The sequence below is a fragment of the Streptomyces lydicamycinicus genome, from assembly GCF_000829715.2.
Taxonomy (GTDB): Bacteria; Actinomycetota; Actinomycetes; order Streptomycetales; family Streptomycetaceae; genus Streptomyces; species Streptomyces lydicamycinicus.
In genome coordinates, this window is record NZ_BBNO01000011.1 from 81,106 (window position 1) to 98,043 (window position 16,938).

16 protein-coding genes and 1 pseudogene are annotated in these 16,938 nt (G+C 72.4%); 11 read left to right on the plus strand and 6 right to left on the minus strand.

The window, feature by feature from the left end; all coding sequences use genetic code 11:
• The first annotated feature begins 199 nt into the window (after window positions 1-199).
• From ectA to thpD, 4 genes are all read left to right on the plus strand, one after another.
• On the plus strand, window positions 200-769 hold the full coding sequence (gene ectA / locus TU31_RS33240; protein WP_042161633.1) for a diaminobutyrate acetyltransferase: 570 nt from the start codon (window positions 200-202) through the stop codon (window positions 767-769).
• A gap of 136 nt (window positions 770-905) precedes the next feature.
• Complete coding sequence (gene ectB, locus TU31_RS33245; RefSeq protein WP_042161636.1) at window positions 906-2,174, plus strand: diaminobutyrate--2-oxoglutarate transaminase; 1,269 nt, start codon at window positions 906-908, stop codon at window positions 2,172-2,174.
• A 55-nt stretch (window positions 2,175-2,229) separates the two neighbouring features.
• Window positions 2,230-2,646: an ectoine synthase gene (locus tag TU31_RS33250; protein WP_018091828.1), complete on the plus strand. Its 417-nt coding sequence runs from the start codon at window positions 2,230-2,232 to the stop codon at window positions 2,644-2,646.
• Window positions 2,647-2,741: 95 nt separating this feature from the next.
• Window positions 2,742-3,641: an ectoine hydroxylase gene (gene thpD / locus TU31_RS33255; RefSeq protein WP_042161640.1), complete on the plus strand. Its 900-nt coding sequence runs from the start codon at window positions 2,742-2,744 to the stop codon at window positions 3,639-3,641.
• Between the two features lie 116 nt (window positions 3,642-3,757).
• Here thpD and TU31_RS33260 read toward each other — a convergent pair whose 3' ends face one another.
• From TU31_RS33260 to TU31_RS33270, 3 genes are all read right to left on the minus strand, one after another.
• Window positions 3,758-4,825 carry an alkene reductase gene (locus TU31_RS33260; protein WP_042161642.1) on the minus strand — a complete coding sequence of 356 codons (1,068 nt, stop codon included), beginning with the start codon at window positions 4,823-4,825 and terminating at the stop codon, window positions 3,758-3,760.
• Between the two features lie 90 nt (window positions 4,826-4,915).
• Window positions 4,916-5,977 (minus strand): aminotransferase class V-fold PLP-dependent enzyme, encoded by a 1,062-nt coding sequence (locus TU31_RS33265; RefSeq protein ID WP_042161827.1) that lies wholly within the window; start codon window positions 5,975-5,977, stop codon window positions 4,916-4,918.
• 112 nt (window positions 5,978-6,089) lie between these two features.
• Window positions 6,090-6,803 (minus strand): DsbA family oxidoreductase, encoded by a 714-nt coding sequence (locus tag TU31_RS33270; protein ID WP_042161644.1) that lies wholly within the window; start codon window positions 6,801-6,803, stop codon window positions 6,090-6,092.
• Between the two features lie 79 nt (window positions 6,804-6,882).
• Between TU31_RS33270 and TU31_RS33275 the strand changes: the two genes are divergently transcribed.
• Window positions 6,883-7,587: a class I SAM-dependent methyltransferase gene (locus tag TU31_RS33275; protein WP_042161646.1), complete on the plus strand. Its 705-nt coding sequence runs from the start codon at window positions 6,883-6,885 to the stop codon at window positions 7,585-7,587.
• Here TU31_RS33275 and TU31_RS33280 read toward each other — a convergent pair.
• Together TU31_RS33280 and TU31_RS33285 are read right to left on the minus strand one after the other, a co-directional pair.
• Window positions 7,514-8,077: a GNAT family N-acetyltransferase gene (locus tag TU31_RS33280; RefSeq protein ID WP_042161648.1), complete on the minus strand. Its 564-nt coding sequence runs from the start codon at window positions 8,075-8,077 to the stop codon at window positions 7,514-7,516. The genes TU31_RS33275 and TU31_RS33280 overlap by 74 nt on opposite strands.
• Window positions 8,078-8,082: 5 nt before the next feature.
• A complete protein-coding gene (locus tag TU31_RS33285; RefSeq protein WP_078886092.1) occupies window positions 8,083-9,633 on the minus strand; it encodes an aldehyde dehydrogenase (NADP(+)) in 1,551 nt (516 codons plus the stop codon).
• Window positions 9,634-9,774: 141 nt separating this feature from the next.
• Here TU31_RS33285 and TU31_RS33290 point away from each other — a divergent pair, with 141 nt between their 5' ends.
• From TU31_RS33290 to TU31_RS33300, 3 genes are all read left to right on the plus strand, one after another.
• The gene (locus tag TU31_RS33290) at window positions 9,775-10,545 is read left to right on the plus strand and encodes an IclR family transcriptional regulator (RefSeq protein WP_042161652.1); all 771 of its coding nucleotides are present in this window, start codon (window positions 9,775-9,777) and stop codon (window positions 10,543-10,545) included.
• 250 nt (window positions 10,546-10,795) lie between these two features.
• A complete protein-coding gene (locus TU31_RS33295) occupies window positions 10,796-12,079 on the plus strand; it encodes a sensor histidine kinase (RefSeq protein WP_245698954.1) in 1,284 nt (427 codons plus the stop codon).
• 137 nt (window positions 12,080-12,216) lie between these two features.
• A complete protein-coding gene (locus TU31_RS33300) occupies window positions 12,217-12,927 on the plus strand; it encodes a response regulator transcription factor (RefSeq protein WP_042161654.1) in 711 nt (236 codons plus the stop codon).
• Between the two features lie 257 nt (window positions 12,928-13,184).
• On the opposite strand, the pseudogene TU31_RS33305 reads toward TU31_RS33300, so the two are convergent.
• Window positions 13,185-14,117: pseudogene (locus TU31_RS33305) on the minus strand (5-dehydro-4-deoxyglucarate dehydratase); the annotation flags it as partial.
• Window positions 14,118-14,403: 286 nt separating this feature from the next.
• On the opposite strand from TU31_RS33305, the gene TU31_RS33310 reads away from it, so the two are divergent.
• From TU31_RS33310 to TU31_RS33320, 3 genes are all read left to right on the plus strand, one after another.
• Entirely contained in the window at window positions 14,404-15,213 is an 810-nt protein-coding gene (locus TU31_RS33310) for an NAD-dependent epimerase/dehydratase family protein (protein ID WP_042161659.1), read from the plus strand.
• A gap of 117 nt (window positions 15,214-15,330) precedes the next feature.
• Entirely contained in the window at window positions 15,331-15,603 is a 273-nt protein-coding gene (locus tag TU31_RS33315; RefSeq protein WP_042161662.1) for a GlsB/YeaQ/YmgE family stress response membrane protein, read from the plus strand.
• Window positions 15,604-15,679: 76 nt separating this feature from the next.
• The gene (locus tag TU31_RS33320; RefSeq protein WP_042161664.1) at window positions 15,680-16,921 is read left to right on the plus strand and encodes a TerD family protein; all 1,242 of its coding nucleotides are present in this window, start codon (window positions 15,680-15,682) and stop codon (window positions 16,919-16,921) included.
• Window positions 16,922-16,938 lie beyond the last annotated feature (17 nt).

Sequence of the window (16,938 nt, forward strand, 5' to 3'; positions counted from 1 at the left end):
CGGACGGATCTCATGGGCGTTACGGAGCTGTGACCGACTACACAACGTGTCCGTTTCGCCCCGAACTTCCTGGTCAAATCGGGACATCTCGCGGTGGCATCGCGCGTACGGGCGCCCCCGCGCGATAACACATCTCGGCCGCTTCCGTAACCCCTGCTCGCGATGCAATTTCCTTTTTCCCTGGGTAAATTTAATTCCCATGACCGCCGCACAAGCAGACCATGCAGGTGCCCGAAGCGATATCAGAGAATTTCCGGAGGGCTTCAAGCTCGACACCCCACGCGTGGAGGACGGAGCCGCGATCTGGCGCATCGCCCGCGACTCGAAGGCGCTGGATCTCAACTCCTCGTACAGCTACCTCCTGTGGTGTCGCGACTTCGCCGCCACCTCCGTCGTCGCGCGCGACGCGGAGGGCGAGCCGGCCGCCTTCATCACCGGATACCTCCGCCCGGAGCGCCCGGAGACCCTCGTCGTCTGGCAGGTCGCCGTCGACGACGCGCACCGTGGGCAGGGACTGGCGGCCGCACTCCTGGACGGGCTCGCCGCCCGGGCCAGGGACGAGCTGGGCGTACGTTTCGTCGAGACCACCGTGACCCCCGACAACACCGCATCCAACCGGTTGTTCGCGTCCTTCGCCGAGCGGCACTCAGTGCCTCTCAAGAGCGAGGTGCTCTTTGACGCGGGGCTGTTCCCGGAGCAGGGCCACGAGCCGGAGGTGCTGCACCTCATCGGCCCGTTCGAGCCACCGGCCCGCACGGGGCACTCCTGACGCACCCAGGACCGCGCGGCGACGACGCCGCAGCGGTCATGCGGGACCCGGCACCACACCCCCGTGACACCGCCGGCACCGCCCAGCCCCCTACAGACTTCTCATCCTTTCGCCACTCATCTCCCAGGAGCATGCTGTGACCATCACCCAGCCCGATCTGAGCGTCTTCGAGACCGTGGAGTCGGAGGTGCGCAGCTACTGCCGTAGCTGGCCCACCGTCTTCGACCGTGCGCAGGGCAGCCGCATGACCGACGAGGACGGCCACACCTACCTCGACTTCTTCGCCGGGGCCGGGTCGCTCAACTACGGCCACAACAACCCGGTCCTCAAACGCGCCCTGATCGACTACATCGAGCGGGACGGCGTCACCCACGGCCTGGACATGTCCACCACGGCCAAGCGGGCCTTCCTGGAGTCGTTCCAGAACATCATCCTGCGGCCCCGTGACCTGCCCTACAAGGTCATGTTCCCGGGCCCGACGGGCGCCAACTCCGTCGAGGCGGCGCTCAAGCTGGCCCGTAAGGTCAAGGGCCGCGAGTCGATCGTGTCCTTCACCAACGCCTTCCACGGCATGTCGCTGGGCGCCCTCGCGGTCACCGGTAACTCCATGAAGCGGGCCGGCGCCGGTATCCCGCTGGTGCACGGCACCCCGATGCCGTTCGACAACTACCTCGACGGCACCTACCCGGACTTCCTGTGGTTCGAGCGGCTGCTGGAGGACCAGGGCTCCGGTCTGAACCGGCCCGCGGCCGTGATCGTCGAGACGGTCCAGGGCGAGGGCGGCATCAACGTCGCCCGTGCCGAGTGGCTGCGCGCCCTCTCCGAGCTGTGCGAGCGCTGGGACATGCTGCTCATCGTCGACGACATCCAGATGGGCTGCGGCCGTACGGGTGCCTTCTTCTCCTTCGAGGAGGCGGGCATCGTGCCGGACATCGTCACCGTCTCGAAGTCCATCAGCGGCTACGGGCTGCCGCTCGCGCTCACCCTGTTCAAGCCTGAGCTGGACATCTGGGAGCCGGGCGAGCACAACGGCACCTTCCGCGGCAACAACCCGGCCTTCGTGACCGCCGCCGCGACGCTGGACACCTACTGGGCCGACGGCCAGATGGAGAAGCAGACTCTCGCCCGCGGTGAGATCGTCGAGGCACACCTGAAGGCGATCGCCGAGGAGCACCCGGACACCATCGTCGAGTACCGCGGCCGCGGTCTCGTGTGGGGTCTGGAGTGCACCCCCAAGCCCCTGGCCGACAAGATCGCAGCCCGCGCTTTCGAGCTGGGCCTGCTGATCGAGACCTCCGGCCCGGAGAGCGAGGTCGTCAAACTGCTCCCCGCACTGACGACCACCCCCGAGGAACTGGACGAGGGACTCCGCATCCTCGCCCGCGCGGTCCGCGACTGCGCCTGATCGGCCCAACGGCCCCAGAGATCCTTACCGTTCCACAGAAAGGCACCGAGTCACCGTGATCGTCCGATCCTTCAAGGACATCGAAGGCACCGACCGCCACGTCAAGGCCAAGTCCGGCACCTGGGAGAGCAAGCGCATCGTGCTCGCCAAGGAGCGCGTCGGCTTCTCGCTGCACGAGACCACGCTGTACGCCGGGACCGAGACGTCGATGTGGTACGCGAACCACATCGAGGCCGTACTCTGCGTAGAGGGTGAGGCCGAGCTCACGAACGATGAGACCGGCGAGAAATACACCATCACGCCGGGCACGATGTACCTGCTCGACGGGCACGAGAAGCACACCATGCGGATCAAGGAGGACTTCCGCTGCGTGTGTGTCTTCAACCCGCCCGTCACCGGCCGCGAGGACCACGACGAGAACGGGGTCTACCCGCTTCTCACCGAACCGGAGTCTGAGCCCGAGACGGTCTGAGGCGCCGCCCGCCCGCTGCCCCGTCCGGCAGCGCCCAGGAGGCACGCACACGCACGTAAGCCAGATTCCGTACGAGAGGAGAGGAAGGCAACACCATGACCACCGCACCCGAGCGCACCGCCGACCTGTACCCGACCCGTGGGACCGCTGAGGTCATCACCCCGCGGAAGGACCCGGTGGTGTGGTCGCAGCCCGGAACGGCCGGCCCCTTCGAGCCGTCCGAGCTGAGCGACTTCGAACGCGACGGCTTTTTCGCCATCGGGGAACTGCTCACGCCGGAAGAAGTCGCGGTGTACCGCGCCGAACTGGACCGGCTGGTGCTCGACCCGACGATGCGCGCCGACCCGCGCTCCATCGTCGAGCCGAAGTCACAGGACGTACGGACCGTGTTCGAGGTGCACAAGATCAGCGAGGTGTTCGCCAAGCTGGTCTCCGATCCGCGGGTGGTCGGGCGGGCCCGCCAGATCCTCGGCTCGGACGTGTATGTCCACCAGTCGCGGATCAATGTGAAGCCGGGCTTCGGTGCCTCCGGCTTCTACTGGCACTCCGACTTCGAGACCTGGCACGCCGAGGACGGGCTGCCGAACATGCGCACGGTGTCGGTCTCGATCGCGCTGACGGAGAACTACGAGACCAACGGCGGCTTGATGATCATGCCCGGCTCGCACCAGCACTTCGTGGGCTGTGAGGGCGAGACGCCGAAGGACAACTACAAGCGGTCACTCCAGATGCAGGACGCGGGCATCCCGTCGGACGAGGTCCTGACGAAGATGGCGGACAAGCACGGGATCCGCCTCTTCACGGGTCAGGCCGGCTCGGCGACGTGGTTCGACTGCAACGCGATGCACGGCTCGGGCGACAACATCACGCCCTACCCGCGCAGCAATGTCTTCATCGTCTTCAACAGCGTGGAGAACGAAGCGGTGGAGCCGTTCGCGGCACCGGTCCGGCGCCCGGAATACATCGGGGCCCGCGACTTCACTCCGGTGCGTTAGGGGACGTTCGCACCGGTGGCGCGGCCGCCGCACAGCAGGTCTGTGCGGCGGCCGCGCCGTGTTCACCGGCCGGTGCGCGGGGCCCCACCGGGCGCCCGCACCCGGCGGCCGGTTCCTCAGGCCTCCAGCGCCGGGTAGTCGAGGTAGCCGGAGTCGTCACCGCCGTAGAAGCTCGCCCGGTCCGGGGTGTTGAAGGGGCCGCCGAGCGCCAGCCGCCGGGGCAGATCGGGGTTGGCGAGGAACAGTGCGCCGTACGCCAGCAGATCGGCCTCGCCCTCCTCGACGAGAGACAGCTCCTCGGGACCGGTGGGCCGGCCCTCGGTGGCCGGGTTGAGCAGGAACGTCCCGCCGAAGCGCTTGCGCAGCCGGGCCAGCAGCTCCAGGTCGAGCACATCGCAGGTGTGCAGATAGGCCAGGCCCAGCGGGGCGACGGCCTCGACCACGGCCGTGTAGGTGGCCTCCGGCGCGGGCTCGTCGATGTCGTTGAAGGGGTTGCCGGGCGACAGCCGCAGACCGGTGCGGTGCGCACCGGCCGCGGCGGCGACGGCCTTGACGACCTCGATGGCGAAGCGGGCGCGGGCCTCGTCGGAGCCGCCCCAGGCGTCCGTGCGCCGGTTGGTGTTGGGCGCCAGGAACTGGTGGATCAGATAGCCGTTCCCGCCATGGAGCTCCACACCGTCGAACCCTGCCTCCAGGGCGTTGCGGGCCGCGGCCGCGAACCCCTCGATGGTCCGGTGGATCTCCTCGTCGGTCAGCTCGCGCGGGGTGACGAAGTCCGTCGGGCCGTCCTGGGTGAAGCCCTGGCCGGCCGCGGCGACCGCGGAGGGCGCGGCGGGCACCAGGCCGTCGGGCAGCAGCACCGGGTGACCGATACGGCCGCCGTGCCACAGCTGGGCGAAGATCTTGCCGCCCGCGGCGTGCACGGAGTCGGTGACCCGGCGCCATCCGGCGACCTGCTCCGGGGTGTGCAGTCCCGGAGTGAGCGGGTAACCACGGCCGACCGGCTCGGTCTGCGAGGCCTCGGTGATGATGAGTCCGGCGGAGGCCCGCTGGGTGTAGTAGCGGACCATCGACGGGGTCGGGACGCCCTCGGCGGTGGCGCGGTTGCGGGTCATCGGGGCCATGACGAGGCGGTTGGCGAGCGGGGTGCCGGCGAGGTCTATCGGGTCGAACGCGGTGGTCACTGGGGGCCTTTCCCTGCTGTCCGGAACAAGATCGTTGCCCATTACATCAGCTGCCGTACGCCCCCACCCGCCCCCTGTTCCCCGGCCGCGCTACCCCAGCAGGGCCAGCAACCGGTCCACGTCATCCGTCGAGTTGTAGAGGTGGAAGGCCGCGCGGAGCAGCCCGCCGCGCACCGAGATCCGCACCCCCGCCGCGGCGGCCCGGTCCTCCGCGTCCGCGATCCCGGGGGTGGAGACGATCGCCGAACCGGGCGCGGGCCGCGGCGTCAGCCCCCGCTCGGCCAGCCCCGCACGGTAGTGGTCGGCGAGCGCGGTGTTGTGGGCGTGGATGGTCTCCAATCCCAGCTCCTCCAGGAGGCCGAGGGACTGCTCGGCGCCGACGTAGGAGAAGTACGCGTACGGTTCGTCGAAGCGCCGGGCGGTGCCGGCCGGCTGGATCAGCCCGTAGTTGGACTCGCCGATGTCCTCCCCCGCGACCCAGCCCGCATGCAGCGCGGCCGGCCACTCCTCGCCCCGCCCGTAGTCCCCGCCGAACACCATGAAGGTCACCCCGCGCGGGCACAGCAGCCACTTGAACGCCCCGGCGACGACGAAGTCGAAGTCGGCGGCGCGCAGCGGCAGCCAGCCGGCGGCCTGGGTGATGTCGAGGTAGGTACGCGCCCCGTGGGCCCGGGCGGCCTCGCGCACCGCCGCCATGTCGGCGATCCGGCCGTCCAGCGACTGCACGGCACTGAAGGCGACCAGCGCGGTGCCGGGGCGCACGGCGTCGGCGAGCGCCTCCAGCGGCACGGTGCGCAGCTTGATGCCCGGGTGGGCGGCGAACGGATTGACCAGGGAGCTGAAGTCGCCCTCGGGGGCCAGTACTTCGGCGCCCTCCGGGAGCGTGGCGGCGACGAACGCGGACTGCACCGAGACCGAACTGCCGAGGGCGACCCGCTCGGCGGGCACGTCCAGCAGCCGGGCGAAGGCGGCGCGGGAGGCGGTGGCGGCGGCGAAGTAGTCGCGGCCCATGGTGCCGTAGGAGGCGGACTCCTCCAGGGCCGCGCGCAGGGCGTCGGCGCTGCGCCGCGGGAGGAGTCCGCTGGAGGCGGTGTTCAGAAAGGTCGTCTCGGGCACGAATTCGGCCCCGCCGAGTGGCTCACGTCGATGCATGTCCCCACTCTGCTCGGCCCCGCACGCCACGTCCATGGCGCAGGTGCTCGGCCGGCCCGCAACAGCTCCTTATCGGCGCAGGTCACGGGGGTGCGGGCGGACCGGCCCCGGTTCACTTCCCGGGCACGGCGCAGCCGTCGTCCCCGCACACCCCGGCGTCCCCGCCGTCCCCGGCCGCCCGGAGCGGTTCCGCCCCGTCGGCGTACGCACGCTCCAGGGCCTCCCGGAAGACCTCGGCGGGCTGCCCGCCGGAGATGCCGTACCGGCGGTCGATGACGAAGAACGGCACCCCCGTGGCACCCAGCTCCGCGGCCTCCCGCTCCTCGGCGCGCACCTCCTCCGCATACGCCTCGGGGTCGGCCAGCACCCGCGCGACCTCCTCGGCGGGCAGCCCCGCACCGACGGCGGTCACACGGAGCACAGCGGGATCACCGAGCCGCCTGGCCTCGGCGAAGTTGGCCCGGTAGAAGGCATCGAGCAGCGCCTCCTGGACACCGTGCTCCCGGGCGAGGTGCAGCAGCCGGTGCAGAACGAAGGTGTTGCCGTGCATCCGGTCGGACCGGTACGCCAGCCCCTCCCCCGCCGCCGCCTCGGCGACCCGGGCCTCCATCGCCTCGGCCTGCGCCCGGCTCACGCCGTACTTCGTGGCGAGCATCTCGACCACCGGGATGTCGGTGGCGGCCGGCGCGTTCGGATCCAGCTCGAAGGAGCGGTGCACCACCTCGACCCCCTCCCGGTGCGCGAAGGCCGCAAGCCCGGCCTCGAAGCGGGCCTTGCCGATGTAGCACCAGGGACAGGCGATATCGGACCAGATTTCGACGCGCATGAGCTGACTTTCCTCGGGGTGGACGTGCGGGGGTGCAACGTCGGTGGGCGGCGGGCTATTCCGTGGGTACCGTCCCGGCATGACCTCGTCACAAGGATTTCTCGGGTTCTGGGAGACGACCGGGTCCGCCAAGACCTTCACCCACCCGCTCGACCCGGCGCTGCTGGACGCGTATGTGCCGCGGAGCGCGCGGGTGCTGGACTACGGATGCGGCTACGGGCGGCTGACCGCCGAGCTGGCCGGGGCCGGGTACCGCGCGGTGCGTGGGGTGGATGTCTCGGCGGCGCTGATCGCGCGGGGGAAGCGGGAGCATCCGGAGCTGGAGCTGCTGCGCTGTCCCGGTTTTCCGCTGCCGTTCGGGGACGGTGCTTTTGATGCGGCGCTGCTCTTCGCGGTGCTGACCTGTGTTCCCCGGGACGCGGACCAGACGGCGATCGTCGGGGAGCTGGGGCGGCTGGTGCGGCCGGGCGGGGTGCTGTATCTGAGCGATGTGCCGTTGCAGGGGGATGCGGTCAACCGGGAGCGGTATGCGCGGTTCGCGGAGCGGTACGGGACGTACGGGGTGTTCGAGACGCCCGACGGCGGGGTGTTCCGGCACCATCCGCCGGAGCGGCTGCGGGGGCTGGTGCGGGAGGCGGGCTTCTCGGTGGTGAAGGAGCGGGAGGGGTCGGTCGCCACGCTGGACGGCCGGACGGCCGAGCGGCTTCAGATCATCGCCCGGCGGGAGCCGGTGCACCCGGAGCCGGTGCCGCCGGAGGTGTCGCGAGGTCCAGCGTCAGGGTGAGGTGGGTGGCGTCCGGAGCGGGGCGGCGGTCCGGGTCGGGGCGCCAGCCGAGCCGGGTGTAGAACGCGCGGGCACGGTGGTTGTGCCAGAGCACGTCGAGGACGGCCCGGGAGAAACCCGCCGCGCGCCAGGCCCGGAGGCAGGCGCCGTGCAGGGCGCGGCCGACGCCGGTGCCCCAGTGGCCGGGGTCGACATGGAGCTGCTGGAGGGTGACGGCCGGCCGGTGGTGGTCGGCGCGGTGGCGGTAGGAGGCCGCACCGACCACCGTGCCGTGCCGGGCGGCGCAGAGCGCGAGGGTGTCGCCCCGGCTCAGGTCGCGTGACCAGGCATCGTGCCGGCGGGCCCGTTCGGCAAGGACGTCGAAGGGCAGGTCCGGGAACCGGGCGCGGTGGTAGGCGGCGCGGGCACCGGTGTGCAGGGCGGCGATCGCGGCCAGGTCGACGGCGGTCGCGGCACGGACCTGGAGGGCGGCGTCGGCAGCGGGGCGCACGGCCGCTATGCGCCCTCGGCGCGGCCGTCGACCCGGCGCGGCAGACCGAGCGGGTTGTCCTCGCGCAGCTCGGGCGGCAGCAGCGCCGGCGGGGTGTCCTGGTAGGCGACCGGGCGCAGCCAGCGTTCCACGGCGCTGCCGCCGACGGAGGTCGAGGTGGAGGTGGTGGCCGGGTAGGGGCCGCCGTGGTGCTGGGCGGGGGCGACCGCGACGCCGGTCGGCCAGCCGTTGACGACCACCCGGCCGGCGAGCGGGGTGACCTCGGCCAGCAGCCGGGCGCCGCGGCCCGCGGCATCGGTGCCGGCGCTCTCCGCCTCGCCGAGCTGAAGGGTCGCGGAGAGGTTGCCGGGGAGCCGGGCGAGCACGGCCCCGATCTCGGCCTCGTCGGTGTAGCGGGCGACGACGGTGACCGGGCCGAAGCACTCCTCCAGGAGGAGGTCGTGCGGCCCTTCGGCGGCCAGGTGGGCGGCGGGCACGGCGAGGAAGCCGGCGCTGACGGTGTGCTCGCTGCCCGCGCCGGGGGTGACCGGCGCGTGGACACCGGGCAGCGCGGCGCGGGTGCGGACCCCGTCGAGGAATGCCTCCCGCATCCGGTGGTCGAGCAGCACCCCGGCCTCGGTGTCGCTGACCGCCGCGGTCAGCGCCGTCAGCAGCCGGTCGCCGGTCTCGCCGCCGGGCGCCAGGACCAGGCCCGGCTTGACGCAGAACTGGCCCACGCCGAGGGTCATCGACCCGGCCAGCCCGGCACCGATCTGCTCGGCGCGCTCGGCGGCCGCGGCCTCGGTGATCACGACGGGGTTGAGGCTGCCCAGCTCGCCGTGGAAGGGGATCGGGTGCGGGCGGGAGGCGGCCGCGTCGTACAGGGCACGGCCGCCGCGCACCGAGCCGGTGAAGCCGGCCGCGCTGATCAGCGGGTGGCGCACCAGGTCGATACCGGCCTGGAAGCCGTGCACCAGATTGATCACGCCCTCCGGCAAGCCGACCTCTCTGGCGGCGCGGTGCAGCAGCGCGGCACACAGCTCGGAGGTCGCCGGATGGTCCGGGTGTGCCTTGACGACGACCGGGCAGCCGGCCGCGAGGGCGCTGGCGGTGTCGCCGCCCGGTACCGAGAAGGCGAGCGGGAAGTTGCTGGCGGCGTAGACCGCGACGGGACCCAGCGGGATCTTGTAACGGCGCAGGTCGGGCCGGGGCGGGGTGAGCCCGGGGTCGGCGTGGTCGATCAGTACGTCGAGGAACGCGCCGTCCTCCACCAGGTCCGCGAAGGCCCGCAACTGGTAGGTGGTGCGGGCGAGTTCACCGGTGAGCCGGCCGGGGCCGAGCGCGGTCTCGGCGTCGGCGGCCTCGATGACCGCCTCGCCCGCCTCGTCGAGCAGATCGGCGGAGCGGCGCAGCAGGGCGGCGCGTACGGTGCGGTCGGCCAGCGCACCACGGGCCGCGTGTGCCGTGCGGACCGCGGTGTCCACCTCGTCGGCGGTGGCCTCCACCGCAACCTGTTCCCGTTGCTTCCCGGTTCGGGGGTCGACACTCCAGACTGGTGCCGCTGCTGTCGCTGCCACCGTGCATTCCTCCCGGGCGATGCTGCCGAGTCGTTCCGCGCCTTGCCGCACACCGGATCACGTTCGATATCGTGAACGCCGTCCCAGATGATGAACAACAAGCGGGACTCTATGGCGGTCCGAACAGAGGGGTCAAGGGCGATGTCAGCTGCCGAAACCGGTGGATCGCAGGTCAAATCCGCGGTGCGGACGGTGGAGTTGCTCGAGTACTTCGCGGGTCGTCCCGGTATGCACAGTCTTGCCTCGGTCCAGGAAGCGGTCGGCTACCCGAAGTCCAGCCTCTACATGCTGCTGCGCACCCTCGCCGACCTGGGCTGGGTCGAGACCGACGCGACCGGCACCCGCTACGGCATCGGGGTGCGCGCCCTGCTCGTCGGCACCTCGTACCTCGACGGCGACGAGGTGGTGGCCGCGGCCCGGCCGACGCTGGACCGGCTCTCCGACGACACCACCGAGACCATCCACCTCGCCCGGCTCGACGGCACCAACGTCGTCTATCTCGCGACCCGGCAGTCACAGCACTACCTCCGCCCCTTCACCCGCGTCGGCCGGCGGCTGCCCGCGCACTCCACCTCACTGGGCAAGGCGCTGCTCGCCACGTACACCGACGAGCAGGTCCGGGCGATGCTGCCGCCCACCCTCGACCGGCTGACCGAGCACACCCTCACCGACCGCGAGCAGCTGATCGAGGAGCTGCACGCGGTACGCGAACAGGGCTATGCGGTCGACCGGGAGGAGAACACGCTGGGCCTGCGCTGCTTCGGCGTCGCGATCCCCTACCGCACCCCGGCGCGGGACGCGATCAGCTGCTCGGTGCCGGTGGCCCGACTGGCCCCGGGGCACGAGCAGATGATCAAGGAAGCCCTGTTCGACGCCCGCGACCGGCTGACGCTGGCGACCCGGCGGCTGTGAGGGGGCGCCGGAGCGCTGACGATCCTCCTCCCCCGTACGGCGGAGGAGGATCGTCAGCGCGGCCGAGGCCCTGCGGTCCGGCCGCCGGAAGACTGGACGCCATGAGCACCCGGATCGCCACGGCAGCCGCCCCGAAGCCACCCCCACCGCCGATGAGCGGCACTTACGCTGTGCGGATGAGCGTCGGGACGAGGGTGGCGGGGGCCGGGACCCGTTTCCTCGCCGTACGCGAGGCCGCGCGGTGCCGCTGATGGGCCGGCGCTGGATCCATCTGGTTCTGGGCGGCGCGCTGTTGATGCCGTTCTTCCTGCTGACCTCGGTCGTCGTGCCGCTGGTCGTGGACGGCGCCGACCCGTTGCGCGACGTGGGCTGGCAGTTCGTCGCGTTCGGCGGTGCGCTGCCGCTGGCCGCCCTGGCCGCGCTGCTCTTCCCGCTGCTGCGGCCGCTGGAGGTGGCCGCCGTACGGTCGCTGTGCGGGGTGCCGGCGGAGTGGCTGGCCGAAGGGCCGGCGGTCTCCTGGGCGGCGCGACGGCGCACGGCGCTGTGGTTCGTGGCGCATCTGCTGGCCGGGGGGATCGTCAGCGGCATGACGCTGTCCGCGCCGCCGGCCGCGGTGGTGCTGCTGTTGCTGCCGTTCGCCGACCCCCTGCGGCACACCGCTCTGGGGGTGCCGGACCTCTTCCACGGCGTGCTGGGCCCGCTCGCGGGGCTGGCGCTGCTGGCTCTGGTGGTGGGCACGGCCTGGGGGGCGGGGGTGCTGCTGGGCCGCGTCGCCCCCGTGTTGCTGGGTCCCACACCCGCCGACCGGCTGGCAGCCGCCGAGCGCCGGGCCGCCGAGCTGGCGTCCCGCAACCGGCTGGCCCGCGAGCTGCACGACGCGGTCGGACATGCGCTGAGCGCGGTCACCCTCCAGGCGGGCGCGGCCCGCCGGGTCCTGGACACGGACCCGGAGTTCGCCCGCCGGGCGCTGGCCGCCATCGAGGAGACCACCCGCCACGCGGTCGCCGAACTGGACACCGTCCTGGGCCTGTTGCGCGAGGAGGACGGCAGCGATCCGGCCGCGCCCGCGCCCACGCTGGACGGCCTGGAGGCGCTGCTCGGCCGCACCCGGGCGGCGGGCGTACCGGTCGAGGCGACGGTGGAGGGCCCGCTCGCGGGGTTGGCGCCGGTGGTCTCCCGGGAGGCCTACCGGATCGTGCAGGAAGGCCTCAGCAACGCCCTGCGGCACGCCGGCCCGGTGCCGGTCCGGCTGCATCTCGGCGTCCGGGAGGGCGAGTTGCTGATACGGGTGGAGAATCCGGTAGCGGGGGCGGTGGCCGGTGCGGCGGCCCGGCCGGGCGGGGGCCGCGGGCTGCGCGGGATCGCCGAGCGCGCACGGCTGCTGGGCGGGGCGGCCACGGCGGCGGAACGGGAGGGCGTATGGCGGCTGACGGCCCGACTGCCGCTGACGGGGACGGGCATGGGCACACAGGCAGAGACGGGGACGGGCAAGGGCGCGCGGGCAGAGACAGGGACGGGGACGGGGGAAAGGTGAGCGGGCGGCGGATGGCACACGACCGACGGCCGGAAACGGGGAGCGGCGCGGCGGATGGAGCACGGCGGCCGGGCGGGACCGGGGAGCGGGTGGCGGATGGAGCACGGCCGACAACCGGGAACGGGGGCGAGCGGGGCATGACCACGACGCAGGACGACGACCGGCGGGCCCATGACGGGGACGTCCCTCGCCCCCTCCGTATCGTGCTCGCCGACGACGAACAGATGGTGCGCTCGGCGCTGCGCGCCATCCTGGGCGCCGAGGGCGATATGGAGGTCGTCGGCGAGGCGGCGACCGGCGCCGAGGCGGTACCGCTGATCCGTGAACTGCGCCCGGACATCGTGCTGATGGACGTCCGGATGCCGGAGATCGACGGGATCCGGGCGACCGAGCAGGTGCTCGCCGGGATGGACCGGCCGCCGCGCATCATCGTGGTGACGACCTTCGAGAACGACGCCTACGTCTATGACGCGCTGCGGGCCGGTGCCAGCGGTTTCCTGCTCAAGCGGTCCGGTGTGGAGGACCTGGTACAGGCCGTACGGCTGGTGGCGCGCAGCGACTCGCTGCTGTTCCCGGCCGCGGTGCGCCGACTGGCCGCCCGGCACGCGGCACAGCGCGCCGCGGACGACGCGGTGCGGACGCTGCGGGCCCGGCTGTCGGAGCGGGAGCGGGCGGTACTGCGCCTGATGACGGCCGGCATGACGAATGCCGAGATCGCGGACCGGCTGGGGGTGGGCCCGGCGACGGTCAAGACACATGTGGCGGGCGTGCTCGCCAAACTCGGCGTACGGGACCGGACCCAGGCGGTCATCGCCGCGTACGAGTGCGGGTTCGTCCGGCCGGGGTGAGGGCTGGGGCGTGGGGGCGGGGTCGGCCGGGCGAGGGGTGAGGGGCCCGTACGGGAGGCCCGTAGGGGGTGAGTGGGCCCCCGGATTCCGACCTGCCCCGTGGGCCCGGGCAGGAGACGGGCTGCGTCCCGGAGTTGTCCCCGATGCCGACGCGGCGCGTCCCCTACGGTGCCGGCCGCAGCACCGAAGCACCGCCACCGCCACCGCCACCGCCACCGCCACCGCCACCAACGACACAGGAACGCGAGACCGCACTCTCACCCACCACCCTCCACCCCCTCCGCCACCAGCCCCAGGCCACGTTCGACCAGCTCCGCCAGCTCCTTCACATGTGCAGGAGACGGTTCGCTGAGCGGTGACCTGACCGGGCCGACGTCCCGGCCGCGCATGCGTACGCCCGCCTTGACGAGCGAGACGGCGTAGCCGTGGCCCTGGGTGCGGAGTTCGGCCAGGGGCCGGTAGAAGCCGTCGAGCAACCGCTGCACGGTGGTGTCGTCGCCGGTGTTCAGCGCGCGGTGGAAGGCCAGCGCGATCTCGGGGGCGAAGGCGAAGACGGCGGAGGAGTAGCGGTGGACGCCCAGGGCCCGGTAGGCGGGGGCGGTGAGTTCGGCGGTGGGCAGGCCGTTGAAGTAGCGGAAGTCCTCCTCGGGGACCTCGGTGCGGACGGTGCTGATGATGCGCTGGAGCAGATCGAGGTCGCCCACCCCGTCCTTGAGGCCGATGATGCCGGGGGTCCGCGCCAGGGCGGCGACGGTGGCGGGGGCGAAGACGGCGTTGTCGCGCTGGTAGACGATGACCGGGAGCGGGGTGGCGGCGGCGAGTGCGGTGTAGTGCGTCAACAGGCCCTGCTGGCCGGGGACGACGAGATAGGGCGGCAGGGCGAGCAGCCCGTCGGCGCTCGCGGCGTGCGCCAGCCCGGCGAACTGCACGGCGAGCGCGGTGCCGTAGCCCGTGCCGGCGATCACCGGGACCCGGCCCGCGGCCTCCTCGACCGCGGCCGCGACGCAGTCCGCGAACTCCCCGGGGGTGAGCGCAGGGAACTCGCCGGTGCCGCAGCAGGCGAAGACGGCGGCCGCGCCCGCGTCGATGCCGTCGCGTACATGGGCGCGGAAGGCGGCCGGGTCCGGGGCGCCGTCCGGTCCGTACGCGGTCACGGGGAAGAACAGCGGTCCGTCGAGGCGGTCGGCGAGCCGGGAGTGCCTCCCGGCGGTGACGGGGGGGAGGGGCTGAGGTCACGGGCGCTCCCTGGCAGGCCTGTGCACGTTCATGATTGGCGCCCATATTTCTGAACGGCGCCACGCCAGGGTAGCCGCACCGCACCGGCCACGGTCCCACAACCGCCGTGCGACAAGCCGTTTCACACCACCCGTCAAGCGTCTTGACCGGCCAAGATCCGGCTTTCTACGGTCGTTGTCCATCCATCTGAATGACGTCCGCACCCGTGGCCTTGCCGCTCGGCCGGAGGAGTCGCCGCCCATGACCGCACCCCGCACCGTCCTGCTCACCGGCGCCGCCGGCGGCGTCGGCACCCTGATGCGCGCGCTGCTGCCGCCGTACGGCTACCGGCTGCGCCTCTTCGACCAGCGGCCCGTCGACGGCGAACCGGACGCGATCACCGCCGAGTTGGCCGATACGGAGGCGCTGCGCGAGGCGATGGACGGGGTCGACGCGATCGTCCACCTCGCCGGTATCTCCCTGGAGGCCCCGTTCGAGAAGATCCTGCGCGCCAATATCGAGGGCACCTACCGCCTTTACGAGGCGGCGCGCGCGGCAGGGGTCCGCCGGGTCGTCTTCGCCTCCTCCAACCACGCCGTCGGCTTCACCCCGCGCCCCGCGGACGGCTCCGGCGCCATCCCCGTCGGCACGCCCCGCCGCCCCGACACCTACTACGGCCTGTCCAAGGGCTTCGGCGAGGACCTCGCCTCGCTCTACTGGGACCTGCACGGCATCGAGACCGTCTCGGTCCGGATCGGCTCCTGCTGCCCGGAGCCGACCTCGGTACGGATGCTGTCGATCTGGCTGAGCCCGGCCGACTGCGCACGGCTGCTGGACGCCGCGCTCACCGCGCCCGGCGTGGGCCACACCGTCGTCTACGGCTCCTCCGCCAACACCCGTCTGTGGTGGGACCTGTCGACCGCCCGCGCCCTGGGGTACACCCCGCGGGACGACTCCGAGCCGTACGCGGCGGAGCTGATCGCCGCCCAGGGCGCCCTGGATCCCGGCAACCCCGCCCATGCCCGTCTCGGCGGATCCTTCTGCACCGACCCGCCCCGGTGGCCGCACTGACCGTCGTGCCCCACGGCCGTACCGGTCACCACACGGGACATGCCACGGAACCCGTGTCGCCCACCAGGCGTCCTCGTCTACGTACCGAATCTTCCGCGCAGGAACGAGGAACGCATCATGGGCATCGTCAGCTGGCTCGTACTCGGGCTGATCGCGGGCGTCATCGCCAAGGTTCTGCTGCCGGGACGGGACCCGGGCGGGGTCATCGGCACGACCCTGATCGGCATCGTGGGGTCCTTCATCGGCGGCTGGCTCTCCACCAAGTTTCTGCACGAGCCGATCCCGAAGGACTTCGGCGAGCCGAGGATGTGGGTCGCCTCGATCGCCGGGGCCCTGGTCCTGTTGATCGCCTACCGGCTGCTCTTCGGCAACTCCCGCGAACGCCGGTGAACGGGCCGGGCGGCCATCCGGCCGCAGGTAATGGAACCGCAAAGGCGCGCCGATCGTTGAGCCCGGCATGACCGCTATGACTCCTGGCTCGAACCTCCCGCTCAGTGCCGTGCGGGTGGCGGTGGACGTCACCGCCCCCGTGCGGCTGGACGTCTCGGGCCTGCTGCTGGCCGCCGACGGCAAAGTGCGCTCCGACGACGACTTCGTGTTCTACAACCAGCCCGCCGGGCCGGGCGTGACGCACTCCGCGGCGGCCGGCGGCGGCGACACCATCACGGTGGACACCGCCGCGGTGCCCGACGGCATCGAGAAGATCGTGGTCACCGCGAGCCTGGACACCCCCGGCGCGACCTTCGCCGGCACCGAACCGACCGGCACGGTCCGCAATGCCGACGACGGCAGCGTCCTCGCCTCCTTCACCCCGCCGCAGCTCGGCACCGAGACCGCGCTGGTGGTCGTCGAGATCTACCGGCGGGCCGGTGCCTGGAAGGTGCGCGCGGTCGGCCAGGGCTACGCCAACGGCCTGGCGGGGATCGCCACCGACTTCGGCGTCAGTGTGGAGGAACCGGCCGCACCGGCCACACCGGCCGCCGCCCCGCAGGCGCCCCCCGCTCCCCCGGCCGCGGCCCCGGCGCCCGCAGCACCCGCAGCACCCGCGGGCCAGTGGGGACCGCCCACCGGCGCCCCGGCCCCGGTCGCACCCCCGGCTCCCGCCGCTGCCGCCCCGGCCGCCGCCCCGGGCAAGATCAACCTCGACAAGGGCCGCGTCAGCCTCCAGAAGAACCAGACCGTCTCCCTGGTCAAGGGCGGCCGTCCGCTGCTCAGCTCGGTGCGGATGGGCCTCGGCTGGGAGCCCGCCTTCCGCAGCAAGAGCATCGACCTGGACGCCTCGGTCATCGCCTACGGCCCGGACCGCAAGAAGGTCGACAACTGCTTCTTCGGCAAGCTGATGATCCTGGGCGGCGCGATCCAGCACTCCGGCGACAACCTCACCGGTGAGGGCGCCGGTGACGACGAGGCGATCACCGTCCACCTGGGCGGGCTGCCCCCGGAGGTGACGGGCCTGGTCTTCGTCGTGAACTCCTTCTCCGGCCAGAAGTTCTCCGATGTCGCCAAGGCATACTGCCGGCTGCTGGACGCCCAGAGCGGCGAGGAGCTGGTCCGCTTCGACCTCACCCACTCGGAGCCCCGTACGGGCGTGCTGATGGCCAAGCTCATCCGCCAGTTCTCCGGCGAGTGGGAGATGACCGCGATGGGCGAGTATGTCGACGCCCGCACGGTCCGCGGCATGATCAAGCCGGCCGCCCAGGCGCTGTGAACCGGCGGCCCCCGCTT